Annotated in this window: 13 protein-coding genes and 1 pseudogene; 11 read left to right on the top strand and 3 right to left on the bottom strand. The window is 67.8% G+C overall.

All coding sequences use genetic code 11. From position 1 onward, the window contains the following. Nucleotides 1-35: 35 nt before the first annotated feature. The 5 genes and pseudogenes from ACH41F_RS39520 (at nt 36) to ACH41F_RS39500 (ending at nt 6,257) form a co-directional block, all read left to right on the top strand. Nucleotides 36-1,925 (top strand): annotated as a pseudogene (locus ACH41F_RS39520) (AMP-binding protein). Nucleotides 1,926-2,219: 294 nt separating this feature from the next. Then, nucleotides 2,220-3,287 carry an alkene reductase gene (locus ACH41F_RS39515; protein ID WP_391243227.1) on the top strand — a complete coding sequence of 356 codons (1,068 nt, stop codon included), beginning with the start codon at nt 2,220-2,222 and terminating at the stop codon, nt 3,285-3,287. Nucleotides 3,288-3,829: 542 nt separating this feature from the next. Further along, complete coding sequence (locus ACH41F_RS39510; protein ID WP_391243230.1) at nt 3,830-4,402, top strand: TetR family transcriptional regulator; 573 nt, start codon at nt 3,830-3,832, stop codon at nt 4,400-4,402. 428 nt (nt 4,403-4,830) lie between these two features. Then, a complete protein-coding gene (locus ACH41F_RS39505) occupies nt 4,831-5,700 on the top strand; it encodes an alpha/beta fold hydrolase (protein WP_398839678.1) in 870 nt (289 codons plus the stop codon). Between the two features lie 389 nt (nt 5,701-6,089). After that, on the top strand, nt 6,090-6,257 hold the full coding sequence (locus ACH41F_RS39500; protein ID WP_398839677.1) for a hypothetical protein: 168 nt from the start codon (nt 6,090-6,092) through the stop codon (nt 6,255-6,257). Between the two features lie 280 nt (nt 6,258-6,537). Here ACH41F_RS39500 and ACH41F_RS39495 read toward each other — a convergent pair whose 3' ends face one another. Beyond that, nucleotides 6,538-7,161: a TetR family transcriptional regulator gene (locus ACH41F_RS39495; RefSeq protein ID WP_391243239.1), complete on the bottom strand. Its 624-nt coding sequence runs from the start codon at nt 7,159-7,161 to the stop codon at nt 6,538-6,540. 147 nt (nt 7,162-7,308) lie between these two features. Here ACH41F_RS39495 and ACH41F_RS39490 point away from each other — a divergent pair, with 147 nt between their 5' ends. From ACH41F_RS39490 to ACH41F_RS39475, 4 genes are all read left to right on the top strand, one after another. Next, nucleotides 7,309-8,304, top strand: a complete 996-nt coding sequence (locus ACH41F_RS39490) for an NADP-dependent oxidoreductase (protein WP_398839676.1) — start codon at nt 7,309-7,311, stop codon at nt 8,302-8,304. Nucleotides 8,305-8,390: 86 nt separating this feature from the next. Continuing rightward, the gene (locus ACH41F_RS39485) at nt 8,391-9,257 is read left to right on the top strand and encodes an alpha/beta fold hydrolase (protein WP_398839675.1); all 867 of its coding nucleotides are present in this window, start codon (nt 8,391-8,393) and stop codon (nt 9,255-9,257) included. Nucleotides 9,258-9,288: 31 nt separating this feature from the next. Beyond that, complete coding sequence (locus tag ACH41F_RS39480; RefSeq protein ID WP_398839674.1) at nt 9,289-10,095, top strand: strictosidine synthase; 807 nt, start codon at nt 9,289-9,291, stop codon at nt 10,093-10,095. A gap of 119 nt (nt 10,096-10,214) precedes the next feature. After that, entirely contained in the window at nt 10,215-11,048 is an 834-nt protein-coding gene (locus ACH41F_RS39475) for an enoyl-CoA hydratase/isomerase family protein (RefSeq protein WP_398839673.1), read from the top strand. Between the two features lie 330 nt (nt 11,049-11,378). Here the strand turns inward: ACH41F_RS39475 and ACH41F_RS39470 are convergent, their stop codons facing one another. Continuing rightward, nucleotides 11,379-12,092, bottom strand: a complete 714-nt coding sequence (locus ACH41F_RS39470) for an SDR family oxidoreductase (RefSeq protein WP_391243253.1) — start codon at nt 12,090-12,092, stop codon at nt 11,379-11,381. A gap of 113 nt (nt 12,093-12,205) precedes the next feature. Here ACH41F_RS39470 and ACH41F_RS39465 point away from each other — a divergent pair, with 113 nt between their 5' ends. Next, complete coding sequence (locus ACH41F_RS39465) at nt 12,206-12,862, top strand: TetR/AcrR family transcriptional regulator (RefSeq protein WP_398839672.1); 657 nt, start codon at nt 12,206-12,208, stop codon at nt 12,860-12,862. 481 nt (nt 12,863-13,343) lie between these two features. On the opposite strand, the gene ACH41F_RS39460 is transcribed toward ACH41F_RS39465, so the two are convergent. Then, complete coding sequence (locus tag ACH41F_RS39460; RefSeq protein ID WP_398839671.1) at nt 13,344-14,183, bottom strand: alpha/beta fold hydrolase; 840 nt, start codon at nt 14,181-14,183, stop codon at nt 13,344-13,346. Between the two features lie 68 nt (nt 14,184-14,251). Here ACH41F_RS39460 and ACH41F_RS39455 point away from each other — a divergent pair, with 68 nt between their 5' ends. Continuing rightward, nucleotides 14,252-14,923 (top strand): TetR/AcrR family transcriptional regulator, encoded by a 672-nt coding sequence (locus tag ACH41F_RS39455; RefSeq protein WP_398839670.1) that lies wholly within the window; start codon nt 14,252-14,254, stop codon nt 14,921-14,923. The last annotated feature ends 320 nt before the right edge of the window (nt 14,924-15,243 follow it).

Raw genomic sequence — 15,243 nt, 5'->3', positions numbered from 1 at the left:
CACCACTGTCCCTTGATGCCACGAAGGAGTGCGCGATGGGAACATACGAGGATGCCTTCCGCGCCAGTACCGAGGACCCGGAGAGCTTCTGGCTGAAGGCGGCGGAGGGCATCGACTGGGATGTCGCCCCACGACGCGCCCTGGACTCCTCGGGTGCCCCCTTCTACCGCTGGTTCCCCGACGGTCGGCTCAACGTCTGTTTCAACGCGCTCGACCGGCACGTCGAAGCCGGCCGCGGCGAACAGGCTGCACTCATCTATGACTCACCGGTGACCGACACCCGGCGCACCTACACCTACGTGCAGTTGAGGGACGAGGTGGCGGCGTTCGCCGGGGCGCTCTCGCGGCTCGGCGTCGAGCACGGCGACCGCGTGGTGATCTACATGCCGATGGTCCCCGAGGCCGTTGTCGCGATGCTGGCCTGCGCACGTATCGGCGCGGTGCACTCGGTCGTCTTCGGCGGGTTCGCCCCGCGCGAACTCGCCCTGCGCATCGACGACGCGGCCCCGAAGGTAGTCGTCTCCGCCTCCTGCGGCATCGAGGGCAACCGTGTCATCGCGTACAAGCCCCTGCTCGACCGGGCGATCGAACTCGCGGCCCGCAAGCCGGAGAAGAGCGTGATCCTGCAACGCCCGCAGGAGACGGCCGCATTGGGTCCCGACGATCTCGACTGGGGCGAGCTGGTAGCCGCCGCACCGCCCGCCGCCTGCGTTCCCGTCGCCGCCACCGATCCCCTCTACATCCTCTACACCTCCGGAACGACCGGAAAGCCCAAGGGAGTCGTGCGTGACTGCGGCGGCTACGCGGTCGCCCTGCACTGGTCGATGGGGGCCGTCTACGACGTGGGCCCGGGCGAGACGATGTTCACCGGCTCCGACGTCGGCTGGGTCGTCGGGCACTCGTACATCGTCTACGCACCGTTGCTCGTCGGAGCCACGACGGTCCTGTACGAGGGGAAGCCGGTCGGCACACCGGACGCGGGCCAGTTCTGGCGCGTCGCCGCCGAGTACCAGGTCAAGACCATGTTCACGGCGCCCACCGCGTTCCGGGCCATCCGCAAGGAGGACCCGAAGGGAACTCTCACCGCGGACTACGACCTGGCAGGCCTGCGCCATCTCTTCCTCGCCGGTGAGCGCCTCGACCCCGAGACCTATCACTGAGCGAGCGATCTGCTGGACGTCCCGGTCATCGATCACTGGTGGCAGACCGAGACCGGCTGGCCCATCGTTGCCAACCCGGTGGGCATCGAGGCGGCTCCTCTCAAGCCCGGGTCCCCCACCCGCCCGCTGCCAGGGTGGGACGTCCGTGTCCTCGACCCCTCGGGCAAGCCGGTGCCCACAGGTGTCGACGGCGCAATTGTCGTACGGCTCCCCCTGCCGCCCGGCGCGCTGCCCACGCTCTGGCGGGACGACGACCGCTACCTCGCCTCCTATCTCTCCGCCTATGAGGGCTACTACCTCACCGGCGACAGCGGTCACATCGACGACGACGGCTACGTCTTCGTCATGGGCCGTACCGACGACGTCATCAACGTCGCCGGGCACCGCCTGTCCACCGGCAGCATGGAAGAGGCCCTGGCCGCCCATCCCGATGTCGCCGAATGCGCCGTCATCGGCGTCGCCGACGCCCTCAAGGGACAAGTACCACGCGGGTTCGTCGTCCTGAAGGCCGGCGTCGACCGCGAACCGGGTGAGGTCGAGTCCGAACTCGTCCAGCTCGTACGTGAACGCATCGGAGCCGTCGCCTCCCTCAAAAAGGTCGCGGTCGTGGCCGCCCTGCCCAAGACCCGTTCGGGAAAGATCCTGCGCAAGACGATGCGCGGCATCGCCGACGGGCACGACGAACCCATCCCCTCCACGGTGGACGACCCCGGCGTCATCGAGGCCCTGCGCCCTGTTCTCCGACGCCCCGGCCGAACCGCGTGAACGGCTGACCGGCAGCCCGGTCGAGGACGGGCGAGCTTCCGGACCGCGCCATGTGGCACACCCACTCGCAGGCCCCGCAGACTGCCGACTCCCGCTTGCAACTGCCCGCACACCCACATAGTATTACGATCGTAATTCTATAGATCGCGCCGACACAGCTCGGCCGACAGGGGGCACGACGGGTCCCCCATCGGGCCCCAAGCAGGACGGCCCGGTCCTCCCGCCCGGCTGAATCACACCTACTGCCGGCCCCTGCCCTCAGCGATCGACTACTCATCAACTGAGGAATCACCCATGCTCAACGCCCTGTGGAACCCGACCGTCGCCGGAGAGATCTCCCTGCCGCACCGGCTCGCCATGGCCCCCCTGACCCGAAGCCGGGCCACCCCCGATGGCGTGCCGACCGAACTCAACGCCCAGTACTACGCCCAGCGCGCCTCGCACGCGCTCATCATCACCGAGGGCACCCAGCCCTCCGCCGACGGCCAGGGCTACCCGGTGACCCCGGGCATCTACACCCAGGAACACATCGCCGGCTGGCGCAAGGTCACCGACGCGGTGCACGAGGCCGACGGACGCATCGTCATCCAGCTCATGCACGTCGGGCGCATCTCGCACCCGGACAACACCCCCCACCACCGGCAGCCGGTGGCTCCCTCCGCGATCCAGCCGACGGGCCAGACGTTCACCGCGTCCGGGCTCCAGGAGATGCCGGTGCCGCGCGAGCTGTCGACAGCGGAAGTCGCTGCGACGGTCGACGACTTCCGGCGTGCCGCCGCGGCCGCCATCGCGGCCGGCGCCGACGGTGTCGAGATCCACGGGGCCAACGGCTACCTGGTCAACCAGTTCCTCTTCCCCAGCACCAACCAGCGCACCGACCAGTACGGGGGTTCGCTCGACAACCGCATCCGTTTCGCGGTGGAGGTCGCCACGGCCGTGGCCGACGAGATCGGCGCCGGCCGCACCGGCATCCGAATCTCTCCCGGCAATCCCTTCCAGCTCAACGACCTCACCGAGAGCGATCCCCACGAGCTCTACCCGCACCTCCTGCGCGCCCTCGCTCCCCTCAACCTCGCCTACCTGCACATCGGCCACGGCGGCGACGAGGAACTCCTGCACACCCTCCGGAAGCTGTGGCCGACCACGCTGCTCCTCAACCGGGCCGGTGCCGATCTCTCCACCCGCGCCAAGGACATCGAAGACGGCCTGGCCGATGTGGTCACCGTCGGCACCATGGCACTCGCCAACCCCGACCTCGTCGAGCGCGTACGTTCCGGCGCGCCCCTGAACACCCCGGACCCCGCCACCTTCTACGGCGGCGGCGCGGCCGGTTACACCGACTACCCCACCTTCGCCGCCTGACGAAGGGCCATACGCCCGGGCGACATCGTCGCCCTGGCCTGCCTGGAACAGGCCTGCGCGCACGGTGGTGACGACAGAAGGAATAGCGGGCCGTCACCACCGTGCCCGTAGGCATTTCCCCCGCACCTTCGAGGGGGAGACACACCGAAAGAGCATGCGGTTGCAGGAACCACGGCAAGAAGGAGGTCCGTGCGGGCCGCCAACTGCGCCTGGGCCAGGGCGGTTTGACAACCCTTGCTGACAACGGCGCCGATGGCCCGCACCGTACCCGTGTCATAGGAATGGACGTTGCCGATCCCGCGTGACGAGACCAAGGAGTCCGACGCTTCGACGACCTCCACCGCCACATCTGCCTGCCGGAGGCGCCCCCAGTGACCGTTTCCAGAAGTTGATCTCGGCCGGCATCCTGAAGGCCCCACTGAGCCAGTGGCGCGCAGCGTACGCGGCCCGAATGGCCTGCCGATCATAATATTACGTATGTCAGGTCTTGGATTAGGCTTGTCGGCGAGGCGTCGGCCTTATGGAGCGAACGGAGGATGCTCGTGGCGCGCTATGCCAAGGAGCACAAGCAGGCGACACGGCAACGGATCATCGAGACGGCCGGCCATCGATTCAAGCAGGACGGCATCGACGGCTCGGGCATCTCCACTCTGATGTCGGATGCCGGGCTCACCAACGGAGCCTTCTACGCCCACTTCGCATCCAAGGACGACCTCGTCGCCCACGTCGTGGCCGACCAACTGCGCACACAGGTCGCGAGGTACGGCACCCTGCGGCCCGGTCGCCAGGGTCTCGAAGACCTGGTTCGCGACTACCTGTCGCCCGAGCACCGGGACCACCCCGGCGACGGATGCCCCTCCGCCGCGCTGCTCGACGAGATCAGCCGCTGCGGGGACGAGACGCAGCAGGCCTACACCGAGGGCGCACGAGACATCGTGGACGAGATCGCCGCCCGCCTGACGCCTGCGAATCCGCAGTCCGCCCGGGGCAGGGCCATCGGGCTCTACACCATGATGGTGGGCACGTTGCAGCTCTCCCGAGCCCTCTCCGACCAGAAGTTCTCGGACGAGGTCCTGGCGCAGGGGATCGAGAACGCCCTCTCCTTCATGCCCTGAGGAGGGAACTGTTCACGGCCTCGCACAACGCGGCCGAGGGCGAAGACCACCAGGCTCAAGGCCGCCCGATGCGACGGTCACGGCCAGTGGAATCACGTCGTTCGAGACTGTCACGACGACGCGCCCGGCAGCGCAACGTGACGTACTCGTTCCTCTTCATGAGGGCCAGCGGGGACCAGCTGCGCGAGCTCACACCTCTCATCGAGGCCGACCGGATCCGGCCCGAAGTCGACACCGTGCTTTCCGTTCGAATCGCCCCGAGGAGCGCGGGAGTACGTCGAAGCAGGGGGCGTGAAGGCAGGCAAGGTCGTCGTCAGGATGACGTTACGGAACACTGCCCAGCTCATCGATCACGGTCTTCCACGAGCGCGGACGACAACGTCACCCGCCGCGAGAAGCGCCCGCAAACCCAACGGAAGGCCCTGGACATGACCACACCGCAGAATCCCCCGTCTCCCTCGACGTCGTCCTACAAGAACGCGCCGACCCGTTCCGTGTCCGCTCACGGCGAGGACTTCGCCTACCGGGAGCTCGGCCCCGCGGAGGGCGTGCCGCTGATCCTCCTGATCCACCTGGCTGGGGTCCTGGACAACTGGGACCCGCGCGTCGTCGACGGACTCGCCGCGAGCCGTCGGGTCATCACCTTCGACAATCGCGGGGTAGGCGGCTCGAGCGGTTCCACGCCGGACACCATCGAGGAGATGGCACGCGACGCCGTGCTGTTCATCCGCGCCCTCGGATTCGACCAGGTCGATCTGCTCGGCCTGTCGATGGGCGGCTTCATCGCACAGGTCATCGCGGAAGCCGAGCCGCGCCTCGTCCGCAAGGTCATCCTCGCCGGCACGGGGCCCGCCGGAGGGCCCGGCATCGACAAGGTCCCGGCACTCACCGTCCAGGCGACACTCAAGGGTGCCCTGACCCGCCAGGACCCCAAGCTCTCTCTCTTCTTCACAGCGACCGCAAGCGGCAAGCAGGCCGGGCGCGACTTTCTGGAACGGCTGAAGGAGCGTACGCAGGACCGCGACAAAGACATCTCGCTACCGTCGTTCCGCGCCCAGTTGAAGGCCATCAAACGCTGGGGCCGCCAGGCACCCTCGGACCTGTCGAAGATCCACCAGCCGATCCTCGTGGCAAACGGCGAGAACGACCGGATGGTGCCCAGCCAGAACACACTCGACCTGGCCGCACGCCTCCCCCGGAGCGAACTCGTCCCCCTCTATCCGGATGCCGGTCACGGGGGAATCTTCCAGTACCACGATGAATTCGTGGCAAGTGCGCTCGACTTCCTTGCGTCTTGAGCCTGAGCGGATGCCCTTGGAGCCGGTCCACCATGGGGCCTTGCCGATGCGAGTCAACCGGGTGCCGTAGGCCAGGGCATCCTCGGCGAGGGCAAGGCCCGAAACGCGACGTCGGTGCTGCACTCCCGTGCCCAGGGCATCCGTGTCCCGACCGCGCTGGTGGTCCGGGAGCTGAAGACCGACGGTCCTGAACGGTTCGTCGTGCAGGCCGGCTGGCGCGATCATTCCCGCCGCACGACCACGGCGATGACGGCAACGGATGCCACTCGGCAGGGCCGTACGGTGCTGACTGGAGGCTGACGGGATGGCCATGGCGGGCCACAGTCGCGGCCGCCGCCCTGGGCACGCTCGCGATCGTGCTGTACCTGGAACCCACCAGGTAACAGCTGATGGCCATCGCCACCATGCTCTCCGCTCTCCGCTCTCCGCTCTCCGCTCTCGACCTTGCCATCCCTGCCCTCCTCGCCCTGACACTCCTGAAGGGGCGTCTGAATCGCCGCCACACCGCCGGTCTGGCCTGTGCGGCGCTCGCGATCGGGCTCATCGCGCTGCGATGAACTCACCGGCCATCCGTCGTCGGGGCGCTGTTGCGGCTATGACCTCAGGTAGGTCATGACGTGCCGGACGCGGGTTGCAGCCCTCCGGGCAGTAGGACGAAAGGTCCTTCGCCGTAGCCGGAGTGCTTGAACCCGCCGTGCGGCATCTCGGCGGCCAGCGGGATGCGCGGATCGTGGCGATGCACCCGCTCGGGCCGGCGCCAGGGGCGACGACGTCGTGGTGCGCCCTCATGACGTGCCCTTCCCAGGGTCTTCGACGGTTGACTCGTGGACCGATCGGTCATGCCGCTCGGTGGTGGGGTGCCAGGGTGGCGTGGATCTGGTCGCGGATGTCGGCGAGCACGGCTTCGTCGCTGCGGTGCAGATACAGGGTTGCCGTGACGCTGATGTGGATGATCGCGGTGATGACCCGCGCCAGCGTCGCCGCGGCGGCGGCATCGATGTGCTCGTCGCGGACGAGCAGGCCGGTGATCCCGGCCTCGAGGCGGCCCGCGAGGGCTAGACCCGCTTGCCGGTAGGGCTCGGCCGGGTCGCCGAAGACAAGTTCGTGCAGGTAGGTGCGGCCGTTCTCGATGTGCTCCCTCGCGCATTCCACCACGGGACGGATGAGAGCGATGACCGGCTCCAGTAAACCCTGTCCGACGGCGGCGTTCGCGGCGGCGAGGCCGGAGTCGATGGCGGCGGCGAACTTCTCGTTCTGCACCATGATCAGCAACTCGGCCTTCGTGGACGCGTACAGGTAGAGAGTGCCGATCGCGACGTCGGCCCGGTGGGCGATCTGCTGTGTCGTGACCCCGCTGACGCCGTGTTCGGCGAACAGTTCGCGGGCCGCGGTCATGATGCGCTCACGCTTGGCCTGTTTGGCCCGCTCGCGGCGCCCGATCGGCATGTGGCCGCGTCCCATGGGACCTCCCTTGACAATAATTCTGAGTGGACTCATAGTTGAGTCTACTCGGGTTGATGGAGTGAGGCGAGACCCGGATGTCGCTCCGAAGTGGCTGACCTGTCCTCACGCCCGGATAAATAGGATGAAGACAAGGAGTGGCGCCCCATGCGAGCGTTCGTCGTCACCAAGTACAAGGAGCCGCTGCAGGAGGCGGACGTCCCCGAACCCACCGTCGGGGAGCACGACGTGCTCGTCCGGGTGGAGGCCGCCGGCCTGAACCCGCTGGATGAGAAGATCCGCGCCGGTGAGTTCAAGCAGGTCCTGCCCTACAAGCTGCCGCTGATCCTGGGCAACGATGTCGCGGGCACCGTCATCAGCGTCGGGACGGCGGTGCGCGGCTTCAAGCCCGGAGACGAGGTCTACGCCCGGCCCCACCAGGACCGCATCGGCACGTTCGCCGAGCGCATCGCCGTAGCGGAGGGCGACCTGGCGCTCAAGCCCGCCTCGATCAGCATGGAAGAGGCCGGCTCGCTGCCGCTGGCGGCGCTCACGGCGTGGCAGGCCCTGGTGGAGCGCGGGAACGTGCGGCCCAGGCAGAAGGTTCTCATCCACGCCGGCGCCGGCGGGGTCGGTTCGATCGCGATCCAGCTCGCCGCGCACCTCGGGGCGCACGTCGCCACGACCGCCAGCGGTTCCAACGCGGACTTCGTGCGCGCGCTCGGCGCGGACACCGTGATCGATTACCGCACCCAGGACTTCGAGCAGCTCCTGACCGGCTACGACCTGGTGCTGGACAGCCTCGGTGGGGAGACTCTCGAGAAGTCCCTGCGGGTGCTCAAGCCCGGCGGCAAGGCCATAGGGATCGCCGGCCCCCCGGACCCCGCGTTCGCCCGCGAGGTCGGCTTGAATCCGCTGATGCGCCTGGCGGTCGCGGGCCTGAGCGGCAAGATCCGCAGGCAGGCCAAGAAGCTCGGCGTGACATACGAGTTCCTGCTCATGCGCGCCAGCGGCGACCAGCTCCGCCAGATCACCACCCTCATCGACCAGGGCGCGGTGCGTCCGGTCGTGGGAAAGGTGGTCGGCTTCGACCAGACCCCGCAGGCCCTGGAGTCCCTGTCCCAGGGCGGCATCCGCGGCAAGGCCGTCATCGCCAACAGCTGACCCGCCGCAACCGCGACGGGCGACACGAAACACGCAGCACACAGACCACAGAACACAGAACACAGAACACGCAAGGAGAATCCGTCATGAGCAGCACCGACACCCCTGACGAAGCCGTCATCACTTCCTACGCGAAGGCCCCGGCCCGCACTGTCAATGCCGGTGGCGTCACCTACGCCTACCGCGAGCTCGGACCGAAGGGCGGCATCCCCGTCGTCTTCTTCGTCCACCTCGCCGCGACCCTGGACAACTGGGACCCCCGCATCATCGATCCCATCGCGAAGGGCCGTCACGTCATCGCCTTCGACAACCGCGGTGTCGGGGCATCCACCGGTCAGGTGCCGGACAGTGTCGAGGCGATGGCCGACGACGCCTACACCTTCATCAGGGCGCTCGGGTACGACAAGATCGACGTCTTCTCCTTCTCCCTCGGCGGCATGGTCGCCCAGGCCCTGGTGGTCAAGCACCCCGAGCTCGTCCGCAAGCTGGTCCTCACCGGCACCGGGCCCAAGGGCGGCAAGGACATGGACAAGGTCGCCAGAGTCACCTACTGGGACATCCTGCGTGCCACGTTGACCCGCTCGGACCCCAAGGAGTTCCTGTTCTTCAACCGCAATGCCGCCGGCAAGGCCGCCGGGCGCGCGTTCGTCAACCGGCTCAAGGAGCGCACCGTCGACCGCGACGCGGACATCAAGACGAAGGCGTTCCAGACGCAGCTGAAGGCCATCAAGAAGTGGGGGCGCTCCACCCCCGACGACCTGTCGACCGTCACGCAGCCCACCCTGATCGCCAACGGCGACAACGACCGCATGGTGCCGTCGGTCCTGTCGGAGGACCTGCACCGGCGCATCAAGGGCAGCGAGCTGATCATCTACCCCGACTCCGGGCACGGCGGCATCTTCCAGTACCACAAGGAGTTCGCCCCCGTCGCGGTCGAGTTCCTGGCTCGATGACCCCCACCTGACCAGGAAAAAGGGCAACATCATGAGCACGTCACCGGTCGCCGCGCCCCCGGAAGTGAAGAAGCCTCTCACCTCCTCGATCATGCTGTGGGTGCGCACCGACCAGCCCCGCCAGACCGGCATGGACCACTGGAAGGGCCCGCACTCAGGGATCATCTCCGCCACCCCGGGGCTGGAGGAGTATCGGCAGATCCACCTAGCCGAGCTCAACACCGGCCTGTGGCCGACCATCGACGGGGTCCAGACCGCGATCCCCGCCGACCGGAAGATCGACGGCGTCGCGGAAGTCACCTTCCAATCGGTGCTCGCCCCCCTGAAAGGGCGCGAGCAGACGAAGCTGGCCTACGCCGACGAGATCAACGTGTTCCGCCGCACCCTGCTCTACGCCGGCCCGCCGAACTCCTCTCGGTGGTACGACGTCGCAGGCCGCGGAGAGGTGGTCGGTGCCCGCGCGCTGATCTACCTTCGCCGCAGGGACGGGGTCGGCGCCGGCGCCTTCCGGAAGTTCGTCAACGAGCAGCTCGCCCCCGCGCTCGCCGGCACCGGAGTGCTGAAGGAACTGCGCACGCAGACGTTCCTGCCCTGGACGAAGAAGCTCTGGGACACCCCGGACGTCGCCCACGACAACCCCCACGACCAGCGCTTCCACGCCTCGGTCAGCCTCGGGTTCACCGACACCGCGGCACGGGACGCCTTCTTCACCGGCAACGCGATCGAGGACCTGTCCAACCGGCTGGCACCGCAAGTCTCCGCGATCCACGCCTACGACGTCGCCGCCACCTTCACCTACGTCAAGAACGGCGAGATCCTCCCGCACTACCAGGAGTGAGCAGCGCAGACGGGAAGCGGGACCGCCGGATCTGCTCGGCACATCCATTCGCCCCGGCTTCCTTGCCCTCCTCTCACCCCGATCGCCGTCTGATACCCACCACGCATCCGGAGCCAGCCATGAGCGAGCAGCAGAGCACCATCCACTACGAGCGCACCTCACCGCAGACCGCGAAGATCACCTTCGCCAACCCGCCCGTCAACCTCATCACCGGCGAGACGGTCCTGCGCCTCATCGAGATCGTCACCGAACTGGCCACGGACCCGGACATCCAGGTCGTGGTGTTCGACAGCGCCACCCCCGACTTCTTCTACAACCACTTCGACCTGGCCGCCGCCGCCGACTTCCCCGCCCCCGAGGACCCGGACGCGGTGCCGGCATGGACGAATCTGGTCCTGGAACTCTCCAGAGCGCCCTACATCACGATCGCGGCCATCCGTGGACGCACCCGAGGCGGCGGGAACGAACTCTCCCTCGCCCTCGATCTGCGCTACGCCAGCCGGGAGAAGGCGATCTTCGGACAGCCCGAGGTCGGTAACGGGCTGCTGCCCGGCGGTGGCGGCGCCGAGCGCCTGCCCCGGGCCATCGGACGCGACCGCGCCCTGGAAGCCATCCTCACCAGCGACGACTACGACGCCGACACCGCCGAACGCTGGGGCTGGGTCACCCGCGCCCTCCCCGACAGCGAACTTGACGCCTTCGTCGGCACCGTCGCCGCCCGGCTCGCCTCCTTCGACCGCACCTCACTCGCCTCGGCCAAAGCCCAGATCAACCGGGCATCCCTGCCCCCGGACGCGGACCTGGTCGCCGCGTACGGCGAGTTCGCCCACTCCCTCACCCTCCCTGGTTTCCTCACCCGGGCCGCAGGCACGCAGGCCGTCGTCGAACAGGTCGGCATCGACTTCGAGTACCGGCTCGGGCACTACATCGGCATCGCCAACCAGCAACGCTGAAATCCACCAGGAAACGAGGACGGACGCAGCGGATGCCGCGTCCGTCCTCGTATGCCGCGGGGCTCACCCGATTTTCGACGTCTCCCGCACTGTGGTTGACCGGCGCGCCAGCATCGCGGGCGAATGCTGACAAGTCGGCGTCCGCGTCGCGGCACAGGCCGATCGGCCAGGACGCACCTCCACGTGGCTCAGCCTGCACCCGCTGACACTGCTGCGAGTGGTGGCGGGGAAAGGCCCTGACGGTCCTGGACGAACTACACCGGATGATGCGCGAACGAGTGCGTGCCGAGCATGGCCTGACCGAGCTTCGCCGACAACCGAAGAACAAGCTCAGGCGTCCGTGCTGGGCAGGTCCGGGTAAAGCGCCTCCACCGGGCCGCTCAGGGCCGCCTTGACCCCCTTGGTCAAGTCGTCGGCCAGGACCTCGTATTCTCCGGCCTCGACGGCGTCGTAGACCGCCTTCACCAGCTGCGTCGGCTGCATCTTGGGTCCGTCAGCGTGCGCGGCCATGTCGGTGTCGACGTAGCCCATGTGCACACCCGTCACGTGGACTCCCATGGGTGCGAACTCGATGCGCAGCGAGTTGGTGGCCGACCACAGCGCGGCCTTGGACGCGCTGTAGGCGCCGCCGAACGCATACCAGCTGGCAACGGAGTGCACGTCGATGAGGAGTGAGCCCGTCTTGCCGGCGAGGACCGGTGCGAAGGCGCGGGCGAGGAAGAGCGGCCCGAAGAAGTTCGTCTCCATGTTCGCCCGGATGTCCGCCTCGGTGACGTCCAGCAGGCTCGCGCTCGGCGGCGTGGCGCCCGCGTTGTTGACGAGCACGGTGACATCCGCCGCGTCGGCGACGGCCGCGGCGATCGACGCGCGGTCGGTGACGTCAAGGGTCAGGGGGACGATGCGTTCATCCTCCCAGGCGCGGGGGGAACGGGCGGTGGCGTAGACCTTGGTGGCGCCGCGTGCCAGGGCGTCGTGGACGAAGTGGGTGCCGAGACCGCCATTGGCGCCGGTGACGAGGACGACTGATCCGTCGAGCGAGGGCATTGCTTCTCCTTCTTTCCCGGGGGTGTGAAGTGCGTGGCTGCGCACGGATGGAGCAATGACGACTCGCTCTGCCGTGGAAGAATGAGCGGAGCCATATTGGATCCCACGCGGTAATGACTGCCATCATAACCGAGTGTAGTCAGAAATTATTGCTGGAGGTCACCGCCATGCCTGTCGCCCCCCGGTCGGTCGGACGGCGCGAGCGGAACAAGCAGGAAAAGCTCGACCGCATCGTCGCCGCCGCCAGCGAACTGTTCGCCGAACACGGCGTCGATGAGGTCACCACCCAGCAGATCGCGGACAAGGCCGACATCGGCACCGGGACCCTGTTCCTTTACGCCAAGACCAAGGGCGAACTCCTCCTGCTGGTGCAGAACACCAAGTACGCCGAAGCGCTCGAGCGGGGCCGGGCGGACGCCGAGACCGTCACAGGCGTGCTGGACGCAGTGCTGGCGATCGCCCGGCCGATCGTGGAGTGCAACCGCACCCAGATCGACAACGGACGCACCTACCTGCGAGAGATGGTCTTCGGCGACCCCGAGGAGCCCCGGCACGGCGAAGCACTCGCCATCGTCGCGCAGACCGAGGAGGCCGTCGCCGCCGTGCTGCGCCGAGACGATCGGGTCACGGAGGGCGACGCCGCGACGCTGGCACACATCGTGTCCGCCGTGATGTTCCTCAGCATGGCGGCGAGCATGAACATCGCCTTGAGCGTCGAGGAGATCATGCAGGAGATCCGGGGGCAGGTTGCCGTCGTGCTGCCTCACTGACGCCCGGCCTCAGCCTCAGGCCCACGCGACCACCCGGGTGGTCCTCGGCCGCCCGGGTGGTCCTCGGCCGCGTCATGGCCCGAATCCCTAAAGGGCAGGCCATCCAGCCGCCTCTACCCATTCCGACATGGCCGCAGGGGTGGGGTGGGCGGCCGGTGAACCACCGCCCCCGCGCGCCGCCGGGATTTCGGGGATTGCCTGTCTACGGGGCATAGAGCCCCGTCGCACAGCCCCTTACCCCAGGATTCCGAGTCGAGGCCCCTGTGGTGCGGTCAGGACTTTGTGGGTCGATTCCAGGATCTTCTCCGACAGTTCCGACCGGCGAGAACGGCGGCGATCCGCCGACCGTCTTCCGTTTTCGACCACGGGGCGAGCGGGCTCCATGGCCCGAGCAAGAGCGCCTGTCGCGCTCCGGGGATCCGATGAGCCGGCCCGTCACCACGGACCGGGCGTCAGCGACTGTACCGAACCCCCGCAGGTGTTACTCGTCGAGGAACTGAATGGCGTGCTTCAGGAATCGCTCGGGATACTGGAACTGCGCCCCATGCCCGGCATCGGGGTAGATCAGCAGTTGCGCGTCGGGGATGTTCTGGGCGAGGTGCCAGGAGTTGATCGAGGCGATCATCACGTCGTTCTCGCCGTTGAGGACCAGCGTCGGCTGGGTGATCGCGTTCAGGTGGGCGTAGGGGTTCTCGCCCGGCAGCGGTTCCGCGTAGGCCATAGTCGCTTCGAACTGCGCCTGTGCGACCGCGGGCGAGCTCGGCGGGTCCTGGTCGACCCGCTGGTGGCGGCGCTCCCAGAAGGCCTTGCCCGCTTGCTTCGCGGCTTCCGAGCGGCCGAAGAACAGGAAGAGGAAGTCCTCCAGGGTGGGGACCGGGTTCAGGGCGTACTGAGGCACCTCGGGGTCACTTGTCGGGTCCCCGCCTCGGAGGCCGGTGCCGAGCAAGAGGAGCTTGCGCACCAGCTGGGGATGGCGCAGCGTGACCTCCTGCGCCTGGAAACCGCCGAGCGAGAAGCCGAGCAGGTCGACCTGCTCCAGCCCCAGCGCCCGGATGACCGCGGCGATGTCGTCGGCCATGTCCTCGATCCGGTTACGCGGCGTGCCCGATGACGAGGCGACGCCGCGGCCGTTGAACAGGATGACCTCACGGCCTTCGGCCAGGCCGTCGGTGAGCAGCGGGTCCCAGTTGTCCATCCCTCCGCGGAAGTGCTGGACCAGGAAGATCGGGACGCCCGAGGGCTTGCCCCAGCGCCGGTAGGCGAATCGGTCGCCGTCGACCTCGATGTACTGGGTCGGTGCGGTCACATGTGTGTCACTCATGGCCTGAGCCTTTCTGGAGGGGATGAGCAATAAGATGACGATCGTCATCTAAAAAGTCAAGCTCTTTGATGTCGATCGACATCTATGTATGCTGGACTGTCGAGCGTCGACCGAGGAAGGGACGGCTGGACATGCGGGTCACCAAGGCACAGGCAGAGCAGAACCGGGCCCACATCGTCGCGACAGCCGCCAGGCTGTTCCGTGAGCGCGGATACGACGGTGTCGGCGTGGCAGAACTGATGGCAGCCGCCGGGTTCACCCATGGCGGGTTCTACAAGCACTTCCGCTCCAAGGCCGACCTGATGGCCGAAGCGTCCGCGAGCGGGCTCTCGCAGACCGTGGCACGTACAGAAGGTCTGGACCCCGCCGAGTTCGTCGAGCGCTACGTCTCGCGGGAGCATCGCGACGGGCGCGGCGACGGCTGCACCATCGCGGCCCTCGGCGGCGACGCCGCACGCCAGCCGGCAGACATCAAGACAGAGTTCGCAGCCGGGATCGAGAACCTGCTGACGGCTCTTCAGACCCAGAGTGATACGCCGGGGAATGCGGACCAGCGCACGACCCGCACGATGGTGATCCACATGCTCGCCCACTCGGTCGGCGCGGTCATGTTGTCCCGCGCCTGCCCGGACGGCTCTCCGCTGGCGGACGAAATCCTCGATATCTGCCGCGAGGAGATTCTCGCGTCACTGGCACACGGCAACAACGACCAGCCGGCGACACGGAGTCCACAAGCCTGACGGCCGCGGTCCGAACGTGCGGGTCGCGCAGGCCTCCCACCGGGGACGTCTTCCCGTTGCACGCGCGTGAAGACAGGCCAATCCAACAGGAAGGAAGGCGCATTCGACCTGCTGCACGGGCAGGGCGAGAACATGACCGGCCACCCCCTCAGCAAACGGCACGGCTCACTGGAGGAGCTGTTCCTCCACAACCGCCGCGGACTACGGCATTGCTCCGCTGGTTCTTAGTACTGCAACGGTGCTTGCCGTGACTGCTGGCCAGCTCGGTCGTTGGTGTGGTCATGGGTGGGGACCTTGCTGATGTCAGGTTGTGGGCGGGT

Source organism: Streptomyces sp. NPDC020489, assembly GCF_044386545.1.
In the GTDB taxonomy this organism is placed as follows: domain Bacteria; phylum Actinomycetota; class Actinomycetes; order Streptomycetales; family Streptomycetaceae; genus Streptomyces.
Note: the sequence above shows the minus strand (reverse complement) of the source record. Positions and strands in the feature narration are given on the sequence as shown.

Excerpts from the sequence above, each read along its gene's own strand:
- ACH41F_RS39515 (WP_391243227.1), top strand. The coding sequence starts at position 2,220 with ATGCTCAACGCCCTGTGGAACCCGACCGTCGCCGGAGAGATCTCCCTG.
- ACH41F_RS39505 (WP_398839678.1), top strand. The coding sequence starts at position 4,831 with ATGACCACACCGCAGAATCCCCCGTCTCCCTCGACGTCGTCCTACAAG.
- ACH41F_RS39500 (WP_398839677.1), top strand. The coding sequence starts at position 6,090 with ATGGCCATCGCCACCATGCTCTCCGCTCTCCGCTCTCCGCTCTCCGCT.
- ACH41F_RS39495 (WP_391243239.1), bottom strand. The coding sequence starts at position 7,161 with ATGGGACGCGGCCACATGCCGATCGGGCGCCGCGAGCGGGCCAAACAG.
- ACH41F_RS39490 (WP_398839676.1), top strand. The coding sequence starts at position 7,309 with ATGCGAGCGTTCGTCGTCACCAAGTACAAGGAGCCGCTGCAGGAGGCG.
- ACH41F_RS39485 (WP_398839675.1), top strand. The coding sequence starts at position 8,391 with ATGAGCAGCACCGACACCCCTGACGAAGCCGTCATCACTTCCTACGCG.
- ACH41F_RS39480 (WP_398839674.1), top strand. The coding sequence starts at position 9,289 with ATGAGCACGTCACCGGTCGCCGCGCCCCCGGAAGTGAAGAAGCCTCTC.
- ACH41F_RS39475 (WP_398839673.1), top strand. The coding sequence starts at position 10,215 with ATGAGCGAGCAGCAGAGCACCATCCACTACGAGCGCACCTCACCGCAG.
- ACH41F_RS39470 (WP_391243253.1), bottom strand. The coding sequence starts at position 12,092 with ATGCCCTCGCTCGACGGATCAGTCGTCCTCGTCACCGGCGCCAATGGC.
- ACH41F_RS39465 (WP_398839672.1), top strand. The coding sequence starts at position 12,206 with ATGACTGCCATCATAACCGAGTGTAGTCAGAAATTATTGCTGGAGGTC.
- ACH41F_RS39460 (WP_398839671.1), bottom strand. The coding sequence starts at position 14,183 with ATGAGTGACACACATGTGACCGCACCGACCCAGTACATCGAGGTCGAC.
- ACH41F_RS39455 (WP_398839670.1), top strand. The coding sequence starts at position 14,252 with ATGTCGATCGACATCTATGTATGCTGGACTGTCGAGCGTCGACCGAGG.